Below are 20,391 nucleotides of genomic sequence, written 5' to 3'. Positions count from 1 at the left end.
CAGTGTCACTTGGACTTTTCGAGTCAGAATGGCTTGGTGCGGCAACTTGGTTATTTGTCAGTTTCCGAAGTCGACGGTACAGCCCGCCCGGTGGAGGATCGGCTTATGGAAGCGTTGATCACTAAGGCCGATCGTCTTCGCGGCCGTTCTTTCGGCTTTCCTGCCACGCATACATGGGAACAAAGACCACGACGAAGGCTGTACCCAGTCCCGCGATGCCACCGAGGCCCTGATAGATGATGGTCAGCAATGGGGAGGAACCGTGGTCCGACTCCCGGATAACGAGAGCCGACACGAAAGCAACAATCGTGACCACGAGAACGATCAATGTCGCTTTCCTCAACCGGGCCTTGGTCAGAGAAGTCATAGCCATCGATGAGTCCGATCTCTTCATGGTGGACTGGCCGGACGATTGCGCAGTGGGCCGAAGCGAATGACCTGAGTGTTGCAGGGGCAATGCCGAAGTGGCAATAGCTCCAATCGACCTAATTGGGGGTTGCGCGCCGGGCCACGTGAGCACCAATGAACGGCTTCAGAATCCCTGCCCGAGCCGGTGTATCATCGGCGCTCCGGCGCCCGTTCGGGGATCCCTCCACGGACACTACCTGCACTGGGCCGCCATCAGGGTGCCGCGCCAGCTTCAATCCGGCTGTGTTTCCCAACCGTTTGGCAGGATCCCCGCTGCTCCTTCGGTAGATTGATGACAATGTCTGGGGGATCAACCATGTGGAGGCCTAAGTGTCTTTAGCCGAAGAGCTGGATGCGCATTACCGTACGCATATCGGTGCAGATCCCATGCGATGGGGTGAGCCGGGGATGCAGCCCCCACCTGTTTCTCTGCACGAATGGAACGCTGAAGCGAATCGTATGCGGATTCACTTTTACGCGAGTTACGGGATGTCCCTGGCTGCGCTCAGGGGATCTATTGGTCACGGGGTGGAGCTCTACTCGGGCGTTGCTAGTAAGTCAGATCGATTCCGTGACGCCTTAGTCGCATTGGCCAGCAATGCCAGGGACTCTGGAATTATCCTGCGAGACTCTCAGATACTGGATCAACAGAAACCAGTCATCGTCGGACTCGCTTTCACTGGATGGATCTTCTTCGACCGCTCTCCTGAGCTGCTACCCGATCTTGCTCTCAGCAACGGAAGCCACATCAAATTCCTCGACTCCGCTCCGCTCTTTGCTCAAGAGATTGAGCATGCGCGTAGCAACGGCGTAGATGCGTTGTTTGATGTCTGGAACGCTGAGGAAGTGGAAGTTTGGAACCACGAGCGGTCTCTCCCTCATCTTCTGGGCAGCGCAGAATCGCCATAAGGCATCCAGATGGGGATCCCTGACCGGGCACCAGGGTGACATTTAGCGCTGCGTTGAGTGGTAGGCCTATGGCGCGGTGATCTTGATGCCGGCGACCGCACCAGTCCACGCAGCACCGGGATCGCGGCGGACGGTCAACTGAGTGCCGACATGTCCTCGATCCAGCTGGACGATGTGCGTCTCAGGTTTCGAGCACTCAACTGTGAAGGACGTGGCGACCGTGGTTTTTGAAGCATTCTGCATCAGTGCGACCTGGGCATTTTTCGTGCCGACGCAGGCCACTGTGACGTGGTAGAAACCGGCTGTCTTGACGGTTGCGGCTTTACGGAAGCCAACCACCGGCCCGTCGACAGGTCCGGAGTCAGTCAGTAGCACCGTCCCGGGCGAAGCAGCCAGCTTCTTTTCCAGTTCCTCGTAGTTGCGGGTTTCCAGGGCAAGTACGTCAGGATCTTTTGCCGGGATCGTTGGCGGGGGCCACTGGGTGGTGGCGGGACCGGCCGACATCGGAGGTGACGGTGGATGTACTGGGGCGACCAGTTGAACCTGACGTACCGTTGTAACCCCTAAGCAGGATCAAGACCAATCAGGAGTTGCGAACATGTCTAAGGCCTCGAAAGTACTTTTCATAGTCGCCGGAGTGCTAGGCGCAATCATGCTCCTCGTGATCGCCTACATCTGGATTGGCGCGCAAGTGTTCGGGATAAACACCTCTCGACTTGATCCATCGCAAGGACCGTCCTGGCCCATGGAAGTGGTTGCTTGGTCCTTAATCGGCGCGGTAATTGCCGCGGCCGCCGGACTAAGTCTGACCATCGCCTCAAGGCGGGCGTCGACTAAACCGAGGGCTTAGCCTGAGCGAACCACACTGAGCGAATATCCCGCGGGCGGTGTTCCAAACCGGGACACCGCCCGCGGTCTCACCACTGGGAACATCGGGGCGCAGCTTCTGCAAAACTGAACCACTAGCGCGGACTGGAACTGCGCTGTGCTAGGCATCCTTGCTCGTCTGTCCAACGCTTGCCTCGTCACACACCAAGCCCTACCTAATACGCTCCAATTAATCGCTGAGCGTCGTTAACAGCTGTCACCCGACGGAAGACTGTTACAACGTCCGTGGACCTGGTCCCTGGACAGCATCACGGCCGCACCTGGGTACCGGTCGGGCCGTCTTGGTGGGCTCCAATCAAGTTGACACAATCACTCAAACGGGCGTCAGGCCACCGACCGCTAACCACCTGAGACGAGAATGTTTTCGGTGACCTTGGTCCACCCCTCCGATTCCAGCTTGCGGGTGTCGGAGCCGTCTGCGATCAGCATGCTGGCCGATGCGCTGCCCACGCTTGAGACCTCGACGATCCGGCCGGTCGTGTTCAGGGTGCTGCAGCCGGCCATCCAGCGGGGATCTTCACCTGGCGGGACGACGACCACGCAGGCCACCGTGGCATCGTCATTTTCGGCGGCAAAGTACCTGACACCATCCCGGGTGGCGAGCAGGCGGGCGCTGTCCGCCTTCACATCCTGTTGGAAGGTGACGCCTGGCGGCAGCTTGTCTTCCGGCGTCGCGGCACGGTCCAAGGCCTTTAGCCCGGCTTGGCCGGAGCAGCCGCCCAGCAGTAGTGCTGCGCCGACCACGGCGGTAATAACCGGAAATGGATAACGTGTCATGTCGCTGCCCCCAAGCTATCGATTCCATGACGGTACACGAAGACCACGACCAAGGGACTTACGAGCACTGACGGTGTCCACATGGTTCGTTAGGGGAATCAGGTCGACCACTCCTTTTGGCCACCGAATTAGTGGCGTCGTCCCGTTAGGGGTCTGTCTGGATTGACATTCAAGCCCGTCCCATATGCCGGTGGTCCATCGGACGCTATAAGCGTCCGGTAGGGAATCCCCCACTGCGACACGAATCGAGTCAGACAGGGGCAGAGGTCACTTCTCGGCCGACGATCATAGCTAAGAGGTCGTCTAGAGTTCCGTGGCACTTCTCCAACTCAGGTAGGTGGTAAAACGTGCTGGTGGCCTCAAGGTCGTTGATGATTTCGTCCGTCGAATGCAGGATTGTCCTTCTGCCTTGCGCGATCGCAATGCCAAGCTCAACATGCGTGCTCTTCCCGCCTGGAAGCAGGATTACGACGACGTCGGCACCCATCACTGCATCTCTCTCATGCTGCCCGATGGAGCGCAGATCACCGAGGGTGACAGTACCCGCATCGCGCGCCGACGCGTTCTGGGTCCAGTCGTACGTGTTGACGTAGCCCTTGCTTTCCAAGGTTTGCGCGACGTACCGGACGTTGACGATATTCCTGAAGCTCGACGCAACATAGAACCTTTTCAAAGCTTCTGCCTCCTGAATGGAACTGCGACCATTGTTCTTTACTGAGCCGGGCCCGGTGCGTCACGTACGCCCCGAAAGGCATCCCTTACTGCATCACCCTGATACTGCAGGGCCTGCAGCGGCGCTTCTGACGGCAGGCCCCACAGGGGAAGGGATTGCAAGCCCGAGTCGCAAGAGGGCGCGGCCACTACGGCGATTAGCCGCGTCTCAGTCTTGATGCTGGCAGAACCAGTAATCGACAGAGAACACGATGTCCTCAGAGGCCATCCGGCAACTTTGATCTAAGTTCTGCTGCCCGGGAAGCGAGCCTCTGACGCTGGTCCCGGGTGAGCCTTCTAATTTGCATGTCGAGGACTACCCTGCTGCCCAACTCGTCCACGCCCAACAGCTGACCCACCCGACGTCTTGCTTCGTCCTCGTCCTCTGAATCTTCAATCACCTGGAAGACCTCGTCACGCCGGTCCATCGCCCGTAGCAAGGCATCGAGGATCATCAATTCGTCCCTTATCCGCCGCTCATCCTCATCCATGCGGCGATTCTTGCACGACGGAGGTCATTCGGCATTGCGTCCGGCTGCGGTTCCCCCTGTGGGCACGTCCGCTTAGCAGACGACTTTGAACAGTTTGTGCAGCGGAGTTCGAATAGCGACAGCTTCGATCCTCCAGGGCATGATTTTCGTGTCTCAAAAAACTGTAGGTTTCCAAGACTCCGGGCCGAGATCGACGCGTCTGGATTGTGGGAGCTACGTGGGCGGAACGAGCCTGAAAGCGTATCGGGTCTCCGCGCCATCGCCGGGCTTCATCTTGAAATCTACTCTGTCAGTGCCGGATTCCAGCTGTACCGTCCTTTTGAAGATGTTCCCATTGCAATGGACCTGCACCGGGGCGACGACTTCGGCACCGGACCAGCTGGCCACCGACAGTTCGGTCCCGGAGGGTCCTTCACACAAGAACTGCAATTCGTAAGTGCCGGATTTGGCGGACATTCCAAAGCTGGTGGGGGAATTCGAAGCCGCGGAGCCGAAGTTCTCTCCTGGCACTGCAGGTTTCAGTTGCTTTGATGACCATTCGCTCATGTCCGCTTGCGCTGAAGCCATGGGGTCAGTGTTGGGCCCGATGGCAACCCCGGCGGCTGTGGGCCTGCCGGTCGACGGGATCGCGCTAATCGTGATGGGACCGCCCGCGTGCCTTAGGAATCGCTGGAACGTGGCGTCGCAGTCAACGTCTGTTGACAGCGGAAGCCCATCGCCCTCAACGATCGTCAGTTTGGCAAAGTAGCCGCCAGCACACGCGGCCGTGACAACATAGTCCCCGGGCGCAAGTACAGTGGCCAATTTCCCGGCAGGCTCTGATTCCGTAGGCATACCAGCGTCCGTTACGGATGCGCCAAGCAGACGGGCCACGTCACCAACGTTTTCCTCAAATGACCGGGGCGGCACCGTCGCCCCTTCGGACGATGAGCTAACTGTCTGCCCAGGGGGATCACTGTACGTACAACCCGCCAGCGCAAGGACGAGTCCGGCCAAGACAGGCAGTACTCTTCCGCGCTGAGTCTGCATCCCCCAATCAACTGACATTCCCTGAGCCTACAACCCCGCGTTTGCGTGACTGGGGAGACGGGCCGATCGGAAGCTGCCGCGCGCATACTCGTCGTCGGCAACTAGCGACAGAGAGCGATCACAGAACGCCGCCACAAAGCGTGGAAGCCCACACCCCAGCTCGCAATGACGCAGTTCAACGGTGTGTGCGACCGGTGGAGGATCCTCATCTGGGGTGCTGCAAGTAAGCCCGGATAGTCCAAAATGACAGACGACGCCCTATGCTCCGTCGGCTAGCTCTTTTATCTGCAGACGCTGCTCTTCCCACTGATCGGGCGTGAGGCCTGGAATGTTTGGCGCTGATGGGCGCAAACCGATGAAACCGTCCAACTGCTCGCGCACGATGTCCAAGTGTCCGGCATGACGGTGAGACTCGGCGATCATATGCACCAAGAGGCGTTCTACCGTAGTGTGGCGATGCTTTGTCCACCACTGCACCACGGCCGGTGTATCCAGCTCCAATTCGTCGAGCACTGCATCTGCTGCGACGGTTGTCTCCCGATAGATCTTGACCGCATCGGCCAGCGTCATATTCGGCGGCGGGAGGAAGTCTGCCTGAGCGTCCCGGGATGCGATAACGCCCTGGATGACGGGGTTCTCAATTTCCCGTCCAAGACATGAAATGAAGTACTGGGATTCGATGACGGCCAAGTGGAGCAGTAGGCCCATGACGTGCGTGCCTGTCGGAGTAAGGGGAGAACGCGCCTGGGCATCACTCAAGCCCTCACATTTCCACAAGATTGCTTCGCGGGCATCGTTCAGATACTCACGAAGCTGCGCCGCTCTGTCATTCGTATCGGTTGGCATGAGCTGAACGCTACAGGCTACTGCTGCCGCCGGTGTGCGCTCGAGGATCCCCTTACCGGCATTTGAACTCATTTCCTGACCGGCACCAGGTGTCTCATAACCTCAGTGTCTCGAATCCCTAGGGATTCAGGACACTTAGGTTATGAGACACATCGAGTCAGATCTGGCGACCGGTTCACGTGTTCGTGACTTGTCCTAATTCCCTGTTCTCGTGTGAACGCCAGCAGCCCAGTACCCACCGCAGCCGCCCGGCTCGTCAGACCACCAGGGTTAAGGGTGTGCCGGATAACCATCACATCATCGCGCGCCAACCCCGCAGCTTTGAGGATGTGGCCGAGGTTGAGCTCACCCGATGGGTCGATATCCACAATCGGTCTCCTTGGGGTCTGCCACGCAAGCCGAGAGAAGCGGTTGCCTGGCGGCTGGAGCCGTTCAGAGCGGCGATCGATGCCATGCTGACCGAGGACACGGCGGCGCCGAGGAAGCAGCGCCATACTGCCCGCAGGATCCTGGCCCGGCTCATTGAGGAGCATGGTGCGGAGGAGCTGTCGTATTCGACGGTGCGTGATTATGTCCGGATCCGCCGGGCCGAGATCGATGTGGAGGCGGGCCGCCGGGTTGAGGCGTTCATCCCGCAGGAACACGCCCCGGGCGCGGGTGGGTAGCGTTGGCCCATGGGACTCATCTACGACAACCCGGACCTCGCAGCCCTGACACTGACGCGGCTCGCCGCGGAAGAATCCGAAGGACCCGGCGCCCTGGAAGGGCGCATGTACGAATACTTGAACGGCCTGGAACAACGCAACGGCACCGCTTACCTCGAACTGGTGGCCATCACCCTCGCCCGGGTGCACTTCAAATCTCTGGACGATCTGGCCCGGGCCACCGGGGCAGACTCAATAGCCCTGCTGGATGCCGCCGAAGTAGACGCGCTCGAGGCCCTGTAGCAGCCCAGTGGTGCCCCCTCGCCGGCGGCGCGCCCATCCGGTCTGAAACCGCCCGGGGCGGCAGGTGTCCGGTAGCGTCCACTCCGCAGAATCATCCCGAGGAAATGAGAAGCTACCGTGGCAGCCGACTACGACGAAGTGAAACCCGACGTCGCGGAATCTCGCGCCGCGTCCCTCGAGGCCCTCAAAGAAGCCAACTCATCCGACGCCCGCAGCGTCGTCCTGGAACTGAACGAGACAGAGACCATTGATGGCGTCGAACTCCCCGGCGCCGACCTCTCCGGCGAGGAACTCATCATCCATGTCATCCCCCAGGCAGAGGATGAGTTCACCTGCTACGCCTGCTTCCTCGTCCGACACCGTTCCCAGATCGCCAGTGAGAAAAACGGTCACCGCTACTGCACTGAATGCGCAGCCTGACACAGTCTGTCCGTTGCCGGTCATGGTCTGGCCGCCAGGAGGTCCTGACGGCGGTTTCTTACCTGCCCCGTCGAGCGGGCTGAGCTACGCGCCGCTCGCGACCGCCAGGCCGGGGGCGGGGCGGCCGCGGACGCCCAGCTTCGTGAGCGCGAGCGGGCCGAGGATGGTTCCGCTGAGGATGACCCCGGCGAAGATCAGGCACGACAGCTGCCAGGATCCGACCTCGTACAGCAGACGCGCCAGCAGAGACCCGGCGGCCGCGCCGAGCATCTCGGAGTTGGTCAGCAGGCTCATGCCGCGCCCTACGCGGTGCCCGTTGACCTCGGCTACGACCGCCCGCTGGATCGGCAGCAGGATTGCCCAGGAGGCACTCGTCAGGACCCAGAGCGCGGCGATCACGAGCGGACCGGGCGAGAACGCGAGACCGGCCGCAGTCAGTGCCGACGCGGCGGACGCGATGACGTATCCAGTGCGCCGGCCCCGCCGTTCGACGAACCGATGCAGCACGCGGGGAAGAGTCGTGAGCGCGATGCCCCCGGGCAGGTAGGTGAGTGCAATCTGGTAGACCTCGAGCCCGAGCGCCTTCTGCAGGTGCAGCAGCAGAAGCAGCGACACCCCGGACTCGGCGACCGCGGTCATCAGCGCAATCAGCAGCAGCGGGGCGAGGCGCTTTCCATCGCCCCGGATCCCGCCCGGCGTCTGCTCCTGCGGCGGCGCCAGGAATCGTGGCACCCGGAACAGCAGGACCGCCGCGGCGATACAGGCAACGGCGAGGGTTCCGAAGACACCGCTGAAGCCAATCAGCGGCAGGAGGACCATCGCCGGAATCCAGAAGAACCACGACCCGAGTGCTTCTGATGACAGCAGCCCGGCCAGGGAGCCGGAGTCACGATCGAGGGACTCGGCCGCGATCGCCCGGACGGCGATCCAGAAGAACGCCCCGCCCACGCCGCTCACGACAGCAGCGGCGAAGGCCAGCGGAAGCGACGTCGCGAGGGCGTAGCCGATGCAGCTCACCGCATACAGCAGTGCTCCGGCCGCAGCAACTGTCGTCCGCACCCGTGTGTCGACCAGCCAACCGGAAAGCGGACGAGCGATCACCGAGACGACGAGCTCAACGGCGATGAGGGCGCCGATCGCGCTTGGCGTGATGCCAAGTTCGGTGCCGCCCCAGAGCGGGATCAGGAAGTCCAGCAATTCCGCCGACCCTCCGATCAGGGTCGCGGCAGTGCCCGCTGCTGTCCTTCGATCCGGCTGAGTCCCCATGCCCGGATCCTATGTGAAGATTCACGGATCACCCTCGCGTTTCCATCGCTCGGGCACGTCGCAACGCCTGTCGGGACAACACATCAAAGACTTCCGGATGGACTTCGGGGAGACGACGGTCATCCGGGACCTGTCCTTCGATGTTCGGGCCGGGGAAACGTTCGGGTTCCTGGGCAGCAACGGCTCGGGGAACACCACGACCCTCCGGGCTTTGCCAGGGATTTATCAGCCGACCGCGGGGACCCTGCACATCGGCGACGAGCCCTTCGCCCCGCAGGACGGGGCCAGGCTCGGGTACCTGCCCTCCTGGGCACTCCAACGAGCGGCAAGGGATCGCACCGCCATCACCCCGACGAACCACGCCGCCTGCGGATCCCGGCGACCGCCACCGGCGGCGGAAGGACCACGATCAGGAACGTCGCGATCGGCCCGAAGAACATCGAAATCAGAAACCAGGCGATCCGGCTGGCCCATGGGAGCGCGACAAATAGCGCCGCCCAAACGCCGCCACTTACCGCTGGACGTCGCCGCAGCTCGAACGTGAACAAGATCCCGCGTACCTCTGAACGTGCTCCTTACACGCCTGGATGTTGCGGGCCGCGCGGCCGAGATCTTGACGTCGGACTTGCATTTTGCAAGTATGAGCCGCATGAGCCTCTTCATCACCTGCCCGGTCGAGAGCGTCGAGCGCGCGACCGCCTTCTACACCGCCCTGGGCTGGACCCTCAACCCAGAAATGTCCGATCACAACGTGTCATGCTTCGCGATCGCGCCCGAGCAGTACGTCATGCTCGGCAGCCGAGAGATGTATGCGAGCGTCGGCGGCGCCGAAGAGCTGGTCGGCGGACCAGATACGCCCTCGAAGATCACTGTCTCGTTCGACCTCGGCAGCCGTCAGGCGGTCGATGAGCTCGTCGAGCGCGCCGGTGCCGCCGGCGGGCGGACCGGTGATATCGACGACTACCCATTCATGTACCAGCGCCAGTTCGACGACCCTGACGGCTATCACTACTCGCCGTTTTGGATGAAACCGGACGCCGATCCGACGGAGTGAGCGACCTCGCCGCGGCACTTGATATCGTGGGAGCACGGTGGGCCTTACTCATCGTGGAGCGGCTGCTCGACGGGCCGCAGCGCTACGGCGATCTGCAGCGCGACCTCGGAGTGCCGACGAACATTCTCGCGACCCGCCTGCGCGAGCTCGAGACGGCCGGGGTACTGTCCCGTCTGCCCCTCCGGCACAACACCCGGGCCTATGCGCTGACCGACCGCGGAATTGCGTTGCGTGAGGCGATCATCGCGCTAGGACGCTGGGGCAGCGATGAGGCCTAGGCGTGGCGCGGAATCGCGATACGCTCCGACGAGTTGGCTGGGCTCTGCCCCTGCAACACTTGGGCGGGCTGGATCCATAGAGGCGTACAGGGTGTTGAGCTGATGGTGGAGGGTTCGCTGCCTTGGCGTGTCGGCTTCGGTTGTCGTTGCGCTACGCGTTGAGACTGTTTAGCCACTCAGAGAAGGAGAACTGTGCCCGTCAGCGACACCTGGAAAAAGATCCGAACGACGACCGCGTACAAAGGCTTCGTGATGATCAACCGTCAAACCTATGAAGAGCCAAGTGGAGCCGTGACCGACTGGGCGTCATTGCCGGCCGTGACTCTGCAGCGACCCTCGCATTCACACCTGCAGCAAGTCACGTCGTCCTTTTCGAACAGTTCCGCGTTGGACCCGAGAAGGCACTGCCCGAACTCCCCGGGGGATACCTCAACAGCAACGAGCAACCCGCGGTTGCAGCTCTTCGAGAATTACGAGAAGAAACCGGCTACCACTCAGAATCAGCCTTCTACACCGGCTCAGAGTGGTGGGCTGCGAACTCATCGAGACGTAAGCACCTCGTCATCGCGGCCAACGCTTCAGAGACATATGAGACGACGTGGGATGAGTCTGAATCGGGCCACGTGCGCCTTCTTCCCGTTTCAGAACTCATGGATTTTCTGGTCAGCGGAGAACTCACCGACGCTGGACTTGCCTGCCGCGGTATGGCAGCCCTCGCGCGCAGCAATCCGGATAGCCAAGTTCTCGCCGATCTCCGTGACTGCGTCCGCAAACTTCTAGTCGCCCCGTAGGACTTGCGATAGCAGCGCTTCTTGCATGACGCGGCTCGTCTGGATCATCGCCAGCGGAGCGCCCGCTAGGGATCCCCTGTCGGGCGCCAAGGCGTCCGCAGAACCATGGGCCTGCCGGCAGAGTCAGCTGCGATCGGCACGTAGGCGTCGGAGGCGCCGATACGCGCGGGCACGCGTCGAAAACCTTCGAAACTGACCGCGGAAATACCAGGTCAGTGCGAGCCCGAGGATGACGAGCGGGAGCAGCTCCGGAGCGAGGGCGAACGTGCCGAAGATGATGTCGAAAGCCTCGAATCCAACCAGCGAGCCGGCCGCGAACCAGACCCACCCGCCGAACAGAGTGGCTCGCATAGCCACACGGCGACAGAGCCGAGGGACCAGCCTGCAGAGCAGTCCAAGGCGACGGCGAGCTGATGATCGGTACCGCGAGGGCTTGGAGCGGCGTGAGGGCACGACGGTATTGGGGGACATGGCGATGAGCTCCTTGTGGCGGCAGTCAGAGAAGTGTTCTGAGGGTCGTCCGGGAGGGGCCGCGCAAGCAGCGCGGAGGCACGTTCCAGCCGTGTACGGCTAGAGTGCCGGGGTCAGTCGGAGTCGGATTCTAGAGGGCTGCGTGGAGGCTCCCGGGGCGACGGGGACGTCCGCCCGGGGCACGGGGACCTGTCGCGCCGACGGGTGCGGATAGAACCAAAGACAGGAAGCCTGGACCGTTTAGATCACGCAGACCCAGGGCGACAGAGTGGACCCCTGGAGCCGGAAGGCTGCAGAGAAGCGCATGGAAGGTACGCGCCATGAGGATTGCCAGGGCAACGACCAGAGCAACGAGAACGAGAGCCGTTACCGGAGGCACACCCGCGCCGGCCGTCGTGCGGATCGCAACGTCGGCCTGGACAAAACGCTCCAACAAGCCCCACCCGAGCAATAGCACTGTTCCTCCCCCAATCGCCCTCACGCTAACACCGGCTGAGCGGCCGATCAACGATCCTTCACCGGACAAAGGAAGGACGAGTCGGCTGAGCAGGTCCACTAACGCGGCCATAACCAATACCAATCAATCCAGCGCTTAGGCTGCTGTCATGAGTAACACCATGAGAGTAACGCTCATCTGGTCGATGGGGGCAGTCCGCAGCGAAGGTGACGCCTGGTCGACAGGCGCGCCCAACTTCGCCACGGACGTGGTGGCGGAGACCGCCAGCCTGGACGACGCCGCTCTGCTGCACGCCATCGAGGAGTGCCGTGGCCAGGCGTAGCAGGGACGTCCCCCAGGATCCGGATTATCTGCCACCGCGGCCTCCGGAAGCGCGGGTGGTCCACCGTCTGGGGCAGAACGGCGAGATGACCGCATACTCCGCCGAGGAGTACGGAGTACGCAAAGACGACGGGCTCGGCATCATCAAGCCCGTCAACAGTGCCAACGGCATCCTCTTCCTGGCAATCCTCCTGACGATCGGAATGGGAGGGCTGGTCTACTTCGTCGTCCAAGTGGCACGGCAGGGCGCATGGGACATCGCCGGAGAGATGTGGTGGGTCTTTCCCGCCTGCATCTTCCCTTTCACCGCTGCTTGGTACAACTACTTCAAAGAGCGCAAGGCCGAGAGGCTCCGAAGGGCCCGTAACCTGCCGCGGCCCGTTGATTAAGCTTGGTGTGGGGCTTTTTCGGTTCCGGCCTGGCCGGCCGTGACGTAACCGACTGCGCCCCGCCGGACGCAAAGTCAAAACTGGCCCATCTACAGCAGCTACTCCGTCCGTCGGACTGGTCGGCTGACGCGGCATGGTCGGTTCCGGCCTGATGCAGCGCACGCTGGACGAGGGCGACTTCGCCACCATCAATCCGGTCTTATTCTCCACCTCGAACGCCGGAGGTGCCGTCCCCGCCGTTGCGGGTGCTGCGGCGGGCGCCGCCTGCAAGCGCGAGGACGCGTTCTGGATCGACGCCGCCTCCGCCCTGCGACGACTCGATCATCGTCCTGGCCCCGATCAACCCACCTGCACTCAGGTAGTCGCCGGATGGTCTACGATCGGGCTGGACTCTGAGCATCGCCGCGTAGTGGACGCTGCCGCCATCGCCGAGCGGATCCGGCTCCGGCCCCGGACGGCACGCTTCTCGAATGTCTGGATCGACGTCGTCTACTCGACTGCCCGCCGGTCCGACACATGGACTGCCCACCACTAGGAAGACGCTATGAACATCAACCCAATCACCTCTGCCAACCAGGACGGCCGGCCTCTTGATTACTGGACCTCGGCGGATCTGGCGCGGGTAAGCCCGCCCGGCGCGCCGTCGAGGTTGCGACAGCTCGCTGATGCCCAGGGCGCCGTAGCGGCGGCGTGGAGCAGCGCAATTGGAGCCGGTCCCGTCCTCCTTCTGGCCGGAAGCTTCGCCACGGCCGTCTCCGGCAACTTCGCATGGGTCCTGGTCCTCGCTCCATCGGGCGCTGCCTTGACGGCACTCGGCCTGGTCTCGTGGCGGAGAGTGCGCGGTTCCCTGCCGAACACCAGCCGGACCTACATCACCCGAGGCCCGGGATCCGCCCGCGGCGGCATCATGATGGCAGCCGCACTGGCCATCATCTTGGGTGGAATCCTGGCTGCCGCTGCCCCCGGGATCGCCGACCGGGGCGGCGCAGCTCTGACCTCGGTGGGCGGTGCATACGTATTCGTCGTGGCCCTCCTGGTAGCCGCCATCCTCGTCCCGTCAGTCGTGATGGGACGGGCCCGGCAGTCCTTCCGGCGCCGAATCGAGGCGGACCCCGGGCTCCGCTCGGCGGTCGAACACGACCTGGCAACCTGGCATGACCGGCACGGTATCAGCTACGGCCCTCTCTAACGCCCACCGGGCTGGGAAAGGTACCAAATACAGGCTTCTCTCGTCACCGCGCTAATTTCGCGGATCGAGGAGGCGAGTGAGCCCTTTCGTGCCGCCAGGGAATTCCCGGCCGCCATCCCGGAGTCTCACTGAAAGTCGCCGAGGTGATCATCGCCGAAACCGGCGCGGACAAGGCCCGCTTCGAAACACCCGGCCGGCTCGCTTCCTAGGCCGGTGTGTGTCCTAGCGCCAACGAATCCGCCGAACGGATCAAATCTGCGCACGTCCTGCACGGCAACAAATATCACAAAGCCGCCCTGGGCATCGCGGCCCGAGCACGGACATCTACCTGGCAGCAAAATACTGGCGCGTCGTCGCCCGCCGCGGACCCATGAAAGCTGAAAATTTCAGCGATAAATGGCGGAATCTTCACAGCACTATTTGGCGCACGGAGCTGACCGCAAGGGGGGTCCCCCACCTGTTGCATACACCGCTGAGCTGCCGCATTGCGAGCCGGGTTCAATCGGCGTCCTGTAACCCCCGTCCGGTGAATCGAACGATGAAGGGGCGTGATAGGGGACGCCGGCGAGGCCGGACGCGTCGGCCAGGGCGGTGGTGCAGGCTGCTGATGCTCCGGGCGGATTCTCTGCTACCGCGAGAGTAGTTTGTCACCGTGGGTGTCGTTATCTGAACTCAGCTGCACGGATTGTTCGAAGCTGTCAGCACCGCGGCTTTGTCACGGTGAGGCTGCTTCGCCGCGCGGACACTGCGCCTACCGCTACACGTTTTGGGCCCAGTACTTCGCCGAGTTCACAGCATCGACCCCAAGCCCCCAGCTGGCAAAGAACGCGGCAAGGGCCAGGACCGCAACGAGGGCGGCGCCGACTATCCGGATCGGCGGGCGCGGAAGGGTGTACATCGACACCGCGGCGGCCGTTACGGACGCCGCAGGAATGATCATCGAGATAGCCATGGTCCATTGCCGGGTAGGGATCTGTTGGCGCCAGTAGGAGGCTGTGTGTTCATCGGGTTCCCAGTCGAACCCGGAGGCGAATGCGACGATGGTTGAGATGAGCGTCAGGAACAGCAGACCAGCACCAAGACCTAACCATTTGCCACCGTTCCAGCGTGTCCTCATGTTTGCCATCAAACCACGGACCTCGCCAGCCGATGAACCCACTGCGGCGTTCCCGAGCCGGCACGGGAAATAGGGGGTCTTCATCGCCACGGGGGCGGGTGCGACGGTCCTGGTTCTTGTGCATCGCTTCAGCCGTCTCCCATCGGACGGCTCCCCGGGAATATCTCGTGAGCATCCCGGACTCTGAGTTGCTCTCGGGCCCAAGTTGAAATTGTTCTCGGGGAGACTGCGCGCAAGCACCAGTCGACTCAGCCGGTTGGTGGGGTCGAGCATCGCCGAACCGAGCCCCTCATTTCAAAAGGTGCCTTACTGGCTCTCACTAGTCCGTCTCAGAAGCCTACGCTTTCGAGGCATTTCGATTAGCAATTGGGGCCTCAGGTTTTAGCTCACAGTCTTAGTTACTGGGAATATCCTTCAGCGTTTCTAGGCAACCGCGGTACGGCTACCGCCGCTGCTGTGATCAGGGCCGCAAGTAGGAAGGCGACGGTGAGGCCCCACGCGGCGGAAGCTGTGCCTGCGGCCGCCGCGCCGAGCGCCTGCCCAAGTACCAGGGCGATGAAAAGCAGGGAAGTGCCTGACGCCGCATGTTTGAAGTCGCGTTCCGTCGTCCAGGCGATAAGCGCCCCGGTTGCGGCGGTGTAGCCCCACCCGAAAGCAGCGCAGGCGACCAGTGCCAGGGCGGTGATGCCGGGTGCGACCCCCAGCAGCAGGGTGGTGCCGGCGACCGCGGAGGAGCTGAGCGCCCACGCGGTCCGCGGAGATAGGCGGCTCATTGGTCGGGCAGTGGCGATGACGGCTGTTCCTCCGGCTCCGAGGGCTATCCATGCTCCTATAGACATGGGCGCGCTGGCGCCGGATGCCACCAGATGGGCTCGGCCGAAGGTCCAGACTGCAGCTGAACCCGCACCAAACAGGAGTGCGGCGGCAATGATGTGGACGTGCGCTCCGAGCCAGGTCCTGGGCGGGAGCCTAGGCTTAGTTGACCGGCGGGTGCGTGCTTCGTCGAGCCGTAGGACGAGGACAGCGACGGCGATCGTGGCCCCTGCTGTGATGAACCAGGGGAGTCTCCAGTTGGGCAGGAGGACCAGCGCCAGGACCCCGGCGGCGATCAGTCCGGGCCCGGTACCCGCGTTCACCATTGATTGTGCGCGATCGTTGTCCTTCTTGTGGACGTTGCGTCCGATGATTGCCACGAGGGCGGGGGAGGCGAGGCCCGCGCCGGTGGAGCTGAGGACGGCGAAGGCGGCAAAAACTTCCGGTTGCATCGCTGCTGCCATGCCTGCGGCTCCAATGCCTGCGCAGAGGGCTGCCCCGATGACGAGCCGGCGTGGATGAGCGGAGCCGGCGCGCAGGCCAATGAGCGCGCCAACACAGTAGGCAAGGGAAGCGCCGGAGGAAATGAGGCCGGCAGCGGCTGCGTCCAACGCAAGCTCTGCTTGCACGTCAGGGATGAAGAGGCCGTATGCCATTCGGACCAGCCCGTAAGTCATCGCGATGAAGCCCGTACCAGCGGCAGTTAGCACGCGATTTCTTCCAGATTTAAACGAAAACGAGCGTTTCATTTTTATAGCTTAGGCTATGGGTATGGGAATCCGTTCACGCACTCAGGAAAAGTTGCTCGACGCGGCGGAGGAGCTTTTCTTCAGCCGCGGCATAGCTGCTACGCCCGTGGATGCGGTCCTCGAAAGGGCCCGGGTGTCGGCGGCCACGCTCTACCGCGGCTACCCCAGTAAGGAAGCGCTCGTCGCCGCCGCCCTTTCCAGGCGCCATAAGGCATGGATAGCCGCATGGGACCAAGCCATTGAGCACCAAACAACCGCCCGGGGAAAGCTCTTGGCAGTCTTCGATGCGTTGGATGATTTCATGGCAAGCCCGGGCGGTGCTCGCTGGTGCGCGTTTCTTGGTTCTGCCGCCGAGTACGCCCCTATGCCTGCCGAAATCCTCGAAGCCGTGCGGGCAGACACTGCGTCCTATCGAAGCCGGCTTGCCGAGTTCGCCGAGCCCGTCGCTGGCCGCCATGCCGAGGCTCTCGCGGAGGAGCTGCTGCTCGTGGTCACCGGCGTCCTGGCGATGAGACTGCGCGAGACCGGACACGGAACAGCTACTGCACGCCAGATTGGCAGCCTTCTGGTTGAAGCCCGAACAGCCTGACGGCATACAAGACGAACTGCGGTTCATGCCGGCTGAGTGACTTTTGGCCACAATCCGCTCGGGCCGATGCGCTCTGTGCGACGGGGAAGCAAGCCCGGGCCGGGATTCCCACGGCGCCCGGAGTGGGTGGCCAAATCCCGCGTACGCGATCAGGCTGGCGTTGACAGATAAATTGGCCTTGGAGCGGTTTTTCTGACCGCGCCCGAGAGTCGAAATGCCCATACCTGCGGCGGTTCCTTGAATAGTCTTTCTGATGGTCTGGACCCGTTCGTGCGGCACGGGAAATACGCGTTTTTGGGCCCTGCGGGGGCGACCTGACTTTGGAGGCCGGAATGTGGTCAAGGCTTGAGGCGTATCTCTTCCCTCTCCCCGCGGGCGCAGCCGGTCCCTCGGGCACCTTTGAGTTCCAAGTGTCGTCGCGGACGATTGAGTGGTCCGAAGGCCTGTTCGGGATTCATGGGCTAAGTCCGGGCGAGGTCGTACCCACATTGGGGCTTTTCATGGCCCACAAACATCCTTTGGACCGAGCGCGCGTGCTCGCGATCTGGGCAGATCTGGTTCGCGACGGGGGCCAGGGTGCTTTACTTCACAGGATTATGGACATCCAGGGTCGGGAGCGACGCGTCTTTTCGGCCATCCAGGCCATCGCCGGCTCTGCAGGGAAGGTCGAGTCTGTACGCGGTTTCATGATCGATGTGACCGAAAGCCTCCGGATCGAATCGCAGGATGCGGCCGCCCAGGTCATAGAACGTGTCTATGCCCATCGGGACCTCATCGAACAGGCAAAGGGCATCGTCATGGCCCTACGAGGCACGGAGGGTCCGGCCGCCTTCAACGTTCTGTCTGCAGCGAGCCAGCACCTTAATGTGAAGCTATATGTCGTGGCGGAACGCCTGGTCCGCGCCGCGGCGGAAGGCCGGGCCGCAGAACATCTCGCGAGGCTCCCGAGTTCAGGAGCGCCGTGAACGGCCTGGGCTGAGCTGGTTTCGGGACCCGCCGCACGGTGACGTCGGTCCCACTCCGGTGGGCTCGCCGGGCCACTGTCAATTTTGCGGCGCTTTCGCCGATGCGGACGCTCGGCGGCGGCGGAGCAGACTTGCCGCGGGGGAGATTGGTTGCCCGGCGCCCGTATCTCCCATAGGGTGCTAAGCAAGCTTAGTTTCGGTCCCGGGGGACCGTGTTGCCCCCGGACACCGGGCTATGACGGCCTATCTCTAGGAGCAACTACCCCATGCGCGAAGACAAGATCACTATCCCCGGCGCCGCCGCCGTCGAGTCCCCTGAGGTCAACGAACCCACGGTCCCGCGCGAGCCGCTGCCCCCAAAGCCGGACCAGCAGGGGCCCGAAGCCGTGTCCCCGACCGGAACTCCCACCGGCGCCCCGGTCCATTCGCGGGCCCAGTCCGGCCCCTATCTCACCACCGCCCAGGGGCTCCGGCTCTCCGACACTGACCACTCGCTCAAGGCCGGCCGCCGGGGCCCTGTCCTGTTGCAGGACCACCACCTGCGGGAGAAGATCACGCACTTCGACCACGAACGGATCCCGGAACGCGTTGTCCATGCACGCGGTGCCGGCGCACATGGCGTATTCCGCTCCTATGGCACGGCAGCGAATATCAGCCGCGCCGGGTTCCTCGCCAAGGATGTCGAGACGCCGGTGTTCGTCCGCTTCTCCACCGTGCTCGGCTCGCGCGGTTCAGCGGATACTGTCCGGGACACCCGCGGGTTCGCCACGAAGTTCTACACGGACGAGGGAACCTTTGACCTTGTCGGCAACAACATCCCGGTTTTCTTCATTCAGGACGGGATCAAGTTCCCGGACATCATCCACGCCGGAAAACCCCACCCGGACCGCGAGATCCCGCAGGCCCAGAGTGCCCACGACACCTTCTGGGACTTCGTGTCGCTCCACACCGAAGCGCAGGCCCACACCATGTGGAACATGTCCGACCGCGCCCTCCCACGCTCCTACCGGACCATGGAGGGCTTCGGCGTTCACACCTTCCGCTTCGTCAACGCTGCTGGGAAGACCAGCCTGGTGAAATTCCATTGGAAGCCCAAGCAGGGCGTCCACTCGCTGGTCTGGGAAGAGGCGCAGCTGATCAACGGCATGGACCCGGACTTCCACCGGCGCGACCTCGCGGACGCGATCGAGGCCGGCGCGTTCCCCGAATGGGAACTGGGCGTGCAGGTCTTCCCGGACACGGAGGAGGAGTTCTTCGAAGGGATCGACCTGCTGGATCCCACCAAGTTCATCCCGGAGGAGCTCGCCCCGGTGCAGCCCATCGGTCTGATGACCCTTAACGCCAACCCGGTGAACTACTTTGCCGAAACCGAGCAGGTTGCCTTCCACCCCGGTCATCTGGTGCCCGGCATCGACGTTACAAATGATCCGCTGCTGCAGGTGCGGCTGTTCTCCTACATCGACACGCAAATCTCGCGGTTGGGCGGCCCAAACTTCAGCCAGCTGCCGATCAACCGCCCGCAGGCGCCGGTGAACGACATGCTGCGGGACGGCATGCACCAGACCGCCGTCCACGGCGGAACCGCGCCCTATCACCCGAACTCGCTCGATGGCGGCTGCCCCTTCATGGCGGGGGCCGATGTCGGCGCCTTCATTGACTTCCCCGAGGAGCTCGCCGCGGCCGTAAAGGAACGGAAGTCCCCGGCGACGTTCGATGACCACTACAGCCAGGCCAAGTTGTTCTTCCGCAGCCTGGCACCTGTGGAGCAGGATCACGTGATTCAGGCCTACACGTTCGAGCTCGGCAAATGCCGCGAGCAGGCCATCCGGGAACGCCAGCTGCGGGCCCTGGCAAACATCGACGCCGGACTCTGCGCCGCGGTCGCCGCCGGTCTCGGCATGGCCGCCCCGACCGAGACCGAGGAGGTGGCGGACGCGGCACCGAGCCCGGCGGTTTCGCAGCTCGGCGGCACCTGGCCGGTGGCCGGCCGGATCGTGGGCATTGTCGCTGACGCGGACAGCGATCTGGACGCCGTCCAGGCGGCCCGGGAGGCCCTGGATGAAGCCGGCATCGTTCCGCTCGTCATCGCCCCCACCGGCGGAACCCTTGGCGGGCCCGACGGTGGCATCCCGGTCCAGCGCACCTATCTCACCGCGCGCTCCACCGAGTTCGACGCCGTGCTGCTGGCTGGCTCCGGGGCACCCTCGCCGGACGCGCAGCCCGGTAAAGACGCGAAGTCGGGCCAGCCCGGATCCGCCGTCGATCCCCGCCTCGTCCTGCTCCTGACCGAGTCCTTCCGGCACGCCAAGGCCATCGGCGGGTGGGGTGCGGCCGCCGGATGTCTCGAGGCCGCTGCCATCCCCGCAGACGCTGCCGGCCTCGCGCTGGGCGACGCTCCCGGGGATGTGGTGGCCCGACTGGCTGAGCTCCTGGCTGCGCACAGGGCCTGGGAACGCTTCCCGGCTACAGGAGCCTAGCGGTCGCATGCACCGGCGGTCATAAGGTACCCGGACCGC

Annotated in this window: 24 protein-coding genes and 2 pseudogenes; 16 read left to right on the top strand and 10 right to left on the bottom strand. The window is 63.2% G+C overall.

Features of this window, described 5'->3' with window-relative positions; all coding sequences use genetic code 11:
* Nucleotides 1-121: 121 nt before the first annotated feature.
* Nucleotides 122-373, bottom strand: a complete 252-nt coding sequence (locus AC1DBL_RS08465; RefSeq protein WP_476925920.1) for a hypothetical protein — start codon at nucleotides 371-373, stop codon at nucleotides 122-124.
* A 365-nt stretch (nucleotides 374-738) separates the two neighbouring features.
* Between AC1DBL_RS08465 and AC1DBL_RS08460 the strand changes: the two genes are divergently transcribed.
* Nucleotides 739-1,317 (top strand): suppressor of fused domain protein, encoded by a 579-nt coding sequence (locus tag AC1DBL_RS08460; RefSeq protein ID WP_476925919.1) that lies wholly within the window; start codon nucleotides 739-741, stop codon nucleotides 1,315-1,317.
* A 66-nt stretch (nucleotides 1,318-1,383) separates the two neighbouring features.
* Here AC1DBL_RS08460 and AC1DBL_RS08455 read toward each other — a convergent pair whose 3' ends face one another.
* Nucleotides 1,384-1,821, bottom strand: coding sequence for a hypothetical protein (locus AC1DBL_RS08455; protein WP_476925918.1), 438 nt, complete (start codon nucleotides 1,819-1,821; stop codon nucleotides 1,384-1,386).
* A 723-nt stretch (nucleotides 1,822-2,544) separates the two neighbouring features.
* Nucleotides 2,545-2,982 (bottom strand): hypothetical protein, encoded by a 438-nt coding sequence (locus AC1DBL_RS08450; RefSeq protein WP_476925917.1) that lies wholly within the window; start codon nucleotides 2,980-2,982, stop codon nucleotides 2,545-2,547.
* Between the two features lie 337 nt (nucleotides 2,983-3,319).
* On the opposite strand from AC1DBL_RS08450, the gene AC1DBL_RS08445 reads away from it, so the two are divergent.
* Nucleotides 3,320-3,700, top strand: coding sequence for a hypothetical protein (locus AC1DBL_RS08445; protein WP_476925916.1), 381 nt, complete (start codon nucleotides 3,320-3,322; stop codon nucleotides 3,698-3,700).
* A 211-nt stretch (nucleotides 3,701-3,911) separates the two neighbouring features.
* Here AC1DBL_RS08445 and AC1DBL_RS08440 read toward each other — a convergent pair whose 3' ends face one another.
* From AC1DBL_RS08440 to AC1DBL_RS08430, 3 genes are all read right to left on the bottom strand, one after another.
* Entirely contained in the window at nucleotides 3,912-4,184 is a 273-nt protein-coding gene (locus tag AC1DBL_RS08440; RefSeq protein WP_476925915.1) for a DNA gyrase subunit A, read from the bottom strand.
* A gap of 213 nt (nucleotides 4,185-4,397) precedes the next feature.
* On the bottom strand, nucleotides 4,398-4,751 hold the full coding sequence (locus AC1DBL_RS08435; protein ID WP_476925914.1) for a hypothetical protein: 354 nt from the start codon (nucleotides 4,749-4,751) through the stop codon (nucleotides 4,398-4,400).
* A gap of 720 nt (nucleotides 4,752-5,471) precedes the next feature.
* Entirely contained in the window at nucleotides 5,472-6,059 is a 588-nt protein-coding gene (locus AC1DBL_RS08430; protein ID WP_476925913.1) for a DinB family protein, read from the bottom strand.
* Nucleotides 6,060-6,469: 410 nt separating this feature from the next.
* Between AC1DBL_RS08430 and AC1DBL_RS08425 the strand changes: the two are divergent.
* From AC1DBL_RS08425 to AC1DBL_RS08415, 3 genes and pseudogenes are all read left to right on the top strand, one after another.
* A pseudogene (locus AC1DBL_RS08425) lies at nucleotides 6,470-6,715 on the top strand (IS21 family transposase); the annotation flags it as partial.
* A gap of 18 nt (nucleotides 6,716-6,733) precedes the next feature.
* Nucleotides 6,734-7,006, top strand: coding sequence for a hypothetical protein (locus tag AC1DBL_RS08420; protein ID WP_476925912.1), 273 nt, complete (start codon nucleotides 6,734-6,736; stop codon nucleotides 7,004-7,006).
* A 117-nt stretch (nucleotides 7,007-7,123) separates the two neighbouring features.
* Nucleotides 7,124-7,426, top strand: a complete 303-nt coding sequence (locus AC1DBL_RS08415) for a DUF4193 domain-containing protein (RefSeq protein ID WP_476925911.1) — start codon at nucleotides 7,124-7,126, stop codon at nucleotides 7,424-7,426.
* An 84-nt stretch (nucleotides 7,427-7,510) separates the two neighbouring features.
* Here AC1DBL_RS08415 and AC1DBL_RS08410 read toward each other — a convergent pair whose 3' ends face one another.
* Entirely contained in the window at nucleotides 7,511-8,692 is a 1,182-nt protein-coding gene (locus AC1DBL_RS08410) for an MFS transporter (protein WP_476925910.1), read from the bottom strand.
* Between the two features lie 97 nt (nucleotides 8,693-8,789).
* On the opposite strand from AC1DBL_RS08410, the pseudogene AC1DBL_RS08405 reads away from it, so the two are divergent.
* From AC1DBL_RS08405 to AC1DBL_RS08390, 4 genes and pseudogenes are all read left to right on the top strand, one after another.
* Nucleotides 8,790-8,996: pseudogene (locus AC1DBL_RS08405) on the top strand (ATP-binding cassette domain-containing protein); the annotation flags it as partial.
* Between the two features lie 345 nt (nucleotides 8,997-9,341).
* Nucleotides 9,342-9,746 (top strand): VOC family protein, encoded by a 405-nt coding sequence (locus AC1DBL_RS08400; protein ID WP_476925909.1) that lies wholly within the window; start codon nucleotides 9,342-9,344, stop codon nucleotides 9,744-9,746.
* Nucleotides 9,743-10,024: a winged helix-turn-helix transcriptional regulator gene (locus tag AC1DBL_RS08395; protein WP_476925908.1), complete on the top strand. Its 282-nt coding sequence runs from the start codon at nucleotides 9,743-9,745 to the stop codon at nucleotides 10,022-10,024. The genes AC1DBL_RS08400 and AC1DBL_RS08395 overlap by 4 nt, the downstream gene beginning before the upstream one ends.
* 299 nt (nucleotides 10,025-10,323) lie before the next feature.
* Entirely contained in the window at nucleotides 10,324-10,815 is a 492-nt protein-coding gene (locus AC1DBL_RS08390) for an NUDIX hydrolase (RefSeq protein WP_476926055.1), read from the top strand.
* A 123-nt stretch (nucleotides 10,816-10,938) separates the two neighbouring features.
* On the opposite strand, the gene AC1DBL_RS08385 is transcribed toward AC1DBL_RS08390, so the two are convergent.
* On the bottom strand, nucleotides 10,939-11,166 hold the full coding sequence (locus AC1DBL_RS08385; protein ID WP_476925907.1) for a hypothetical protein: 228 nt from the start codon (nucleotides 11,164-11,166) through the stop codon (nucleotides 10,939-10,941).
* 725 nt (nucleotides 11,167-11,891) lie between these two features.
* Between AC1DBL_RS08385 and AC1DBL_RS08380 the strand changes: the two genes are divergently transcribed.
* From AC1DBL_RS08380 to AC1DBL_RS08365, 4 genes are all read left to right on the top strand, one after another.
* The gene (locus AC1DBL_RS08380; RefSeq protein WP_476925906.1) at nucleotides 11,892-12,065 is read left to right on the top strand and encodes a hypothetical protein; all 174 of its coding nucleotides are present in this window, start codon (nucleotides 11,892-11,894) and stop codon (nucleotides 12,063-12,065) included.
* Between the two features lie 85 nt (nucleotides 12,066-12,150).
* Nucleotides 12,151-12,453 carry a hypothetical protein gene (locus AC1DBL_RS08375; protein ID WP_476925905.1) on the top strand — a complete coding sequence of 101 codons (303 nt, stop codon included), beginning with the start codon at nucleotides 12,151-12,153 and terminating at the stop codon, nucleotides 12,451-12,453.
* Between the two features lie 133 nt (nucleotides 12,454-12,586).
* Nucleotides 12,587-12,988: a hypothetical protein gene (locus AC1DBL_RS08370; RefSeq protein ID WP_476925904.1), complete on the top strand. Its 402-nt coding sequence runs from the start codon at nucleotides 12,587-12,589 to the stop codon at nucleotides 12,986-12,988.
* A 9-nt stretch (nucleotides 12,989-12,997) separates the two neighbouring features.
* Nucleotides 12,998-13,642: a hypothetical protein gene (locus tag AC1DBL_RS08365; RefSeq protein WP_476925903.1), complete on the top strand. Its 645-nt coding sequence runs from the start codon at nucleotides 12,998-13,000 to the stop codon at nucleotides 13,640-13,642.
* 757 nt (nucleotides 13,643-14,399) lie between these two features.
* Here AC1DBL_RS08365 and AC1DBL_RS08360 read toward each other — a convergent pair.
* Together AC1DBL_RS08360 and AC1DBL_RS08355 are read right to left on the bottom strand one after the other, a co-directional pair.
* Entirely contained in the window at nucleotides 14,400-14,759 is a 360-nt protein-coding gene (locus tag AC1DBL_RS08360) for a hypothetical protein (RefSeq protein ID WP_476925902.1), read from the bottom strand.
* A gap of 398 nt (nucleotides 14,760-15,157) precedes the next feature.
* On the bottom strand, nucleotides 15,158-16,249 hold the full coding sequence (locus tag AC1DBL_RS08355; protein WP_476926054.1) for an MFS transporter: 1,092 nt from the start codon (nucleotides 16,247-16,249) through the stop codon (nucleotides 15,158-15,160).
* A gap of 94 nt (nucleotides 16,250-16,343) precedes the next feature.
* Between AC1DBL_RS08355 and AC1DBL_RS08350 the strand changes: the two genes are divergently transcribed.
* The 3 genes from AC1DBL_RS08350 to AC1DBL_RS08340 all read left to right on the top strand — a co-directional run bounded on the left by AC1DBL_RS08350 (nucleotide 16,344) and on the right by AC1DBL_RS08340 (nucleotide 20,352).
* On the top strand, nucleotides 16,344-16,910 hold the full coding sequence (locus AC1DBL_RS08350; RefSeq protein WP_476925901.1) for a TetR/AcrR family transcriptional regulator: 567 nt from the start codon (nucleotides 16,344-16,346) through the stop codon (nucleotides 16,908-16,910).
* Between the two features lie 332 nt (nucleotides 16,911-17,242).
* Entirely contained in the window at nucleotides 17,243-17,875 is a 633-nt protein-coding gene (locus AC1DBL_RS08345) for a PAS and ANTAR domain-containing protein (protein WP_476925900.1), read from the top strand.
* A gap of 266 nt (nucleotides 17,876-18,141) precedes the next feature.
* Nucleotides 18,142-20,352 carry a catalase gene (locus AC1DBL_RS08340; RefSeq protein WP_476925899.1) on the top strand — a complete coding sequence of 737 codons (2,211 nt, stop codon included), beginning with the start codon at nucleotides 18,142-18,144 and terminating at the stop codon, nucleotides 20,350-20,352.
* Nucleotides 20,353-20,391 lie beyond the last annotated feature (39 nt).

The sequence above is a fragment of the Arthrobacter sp. 10T44 genome (genome assembly GCF_056393885.1).
The sequence above is the reverse complement of the archived record's forward strand: the minus strand, read 5'-3'. Positions and strand labels throughout refer to the sequence as shown.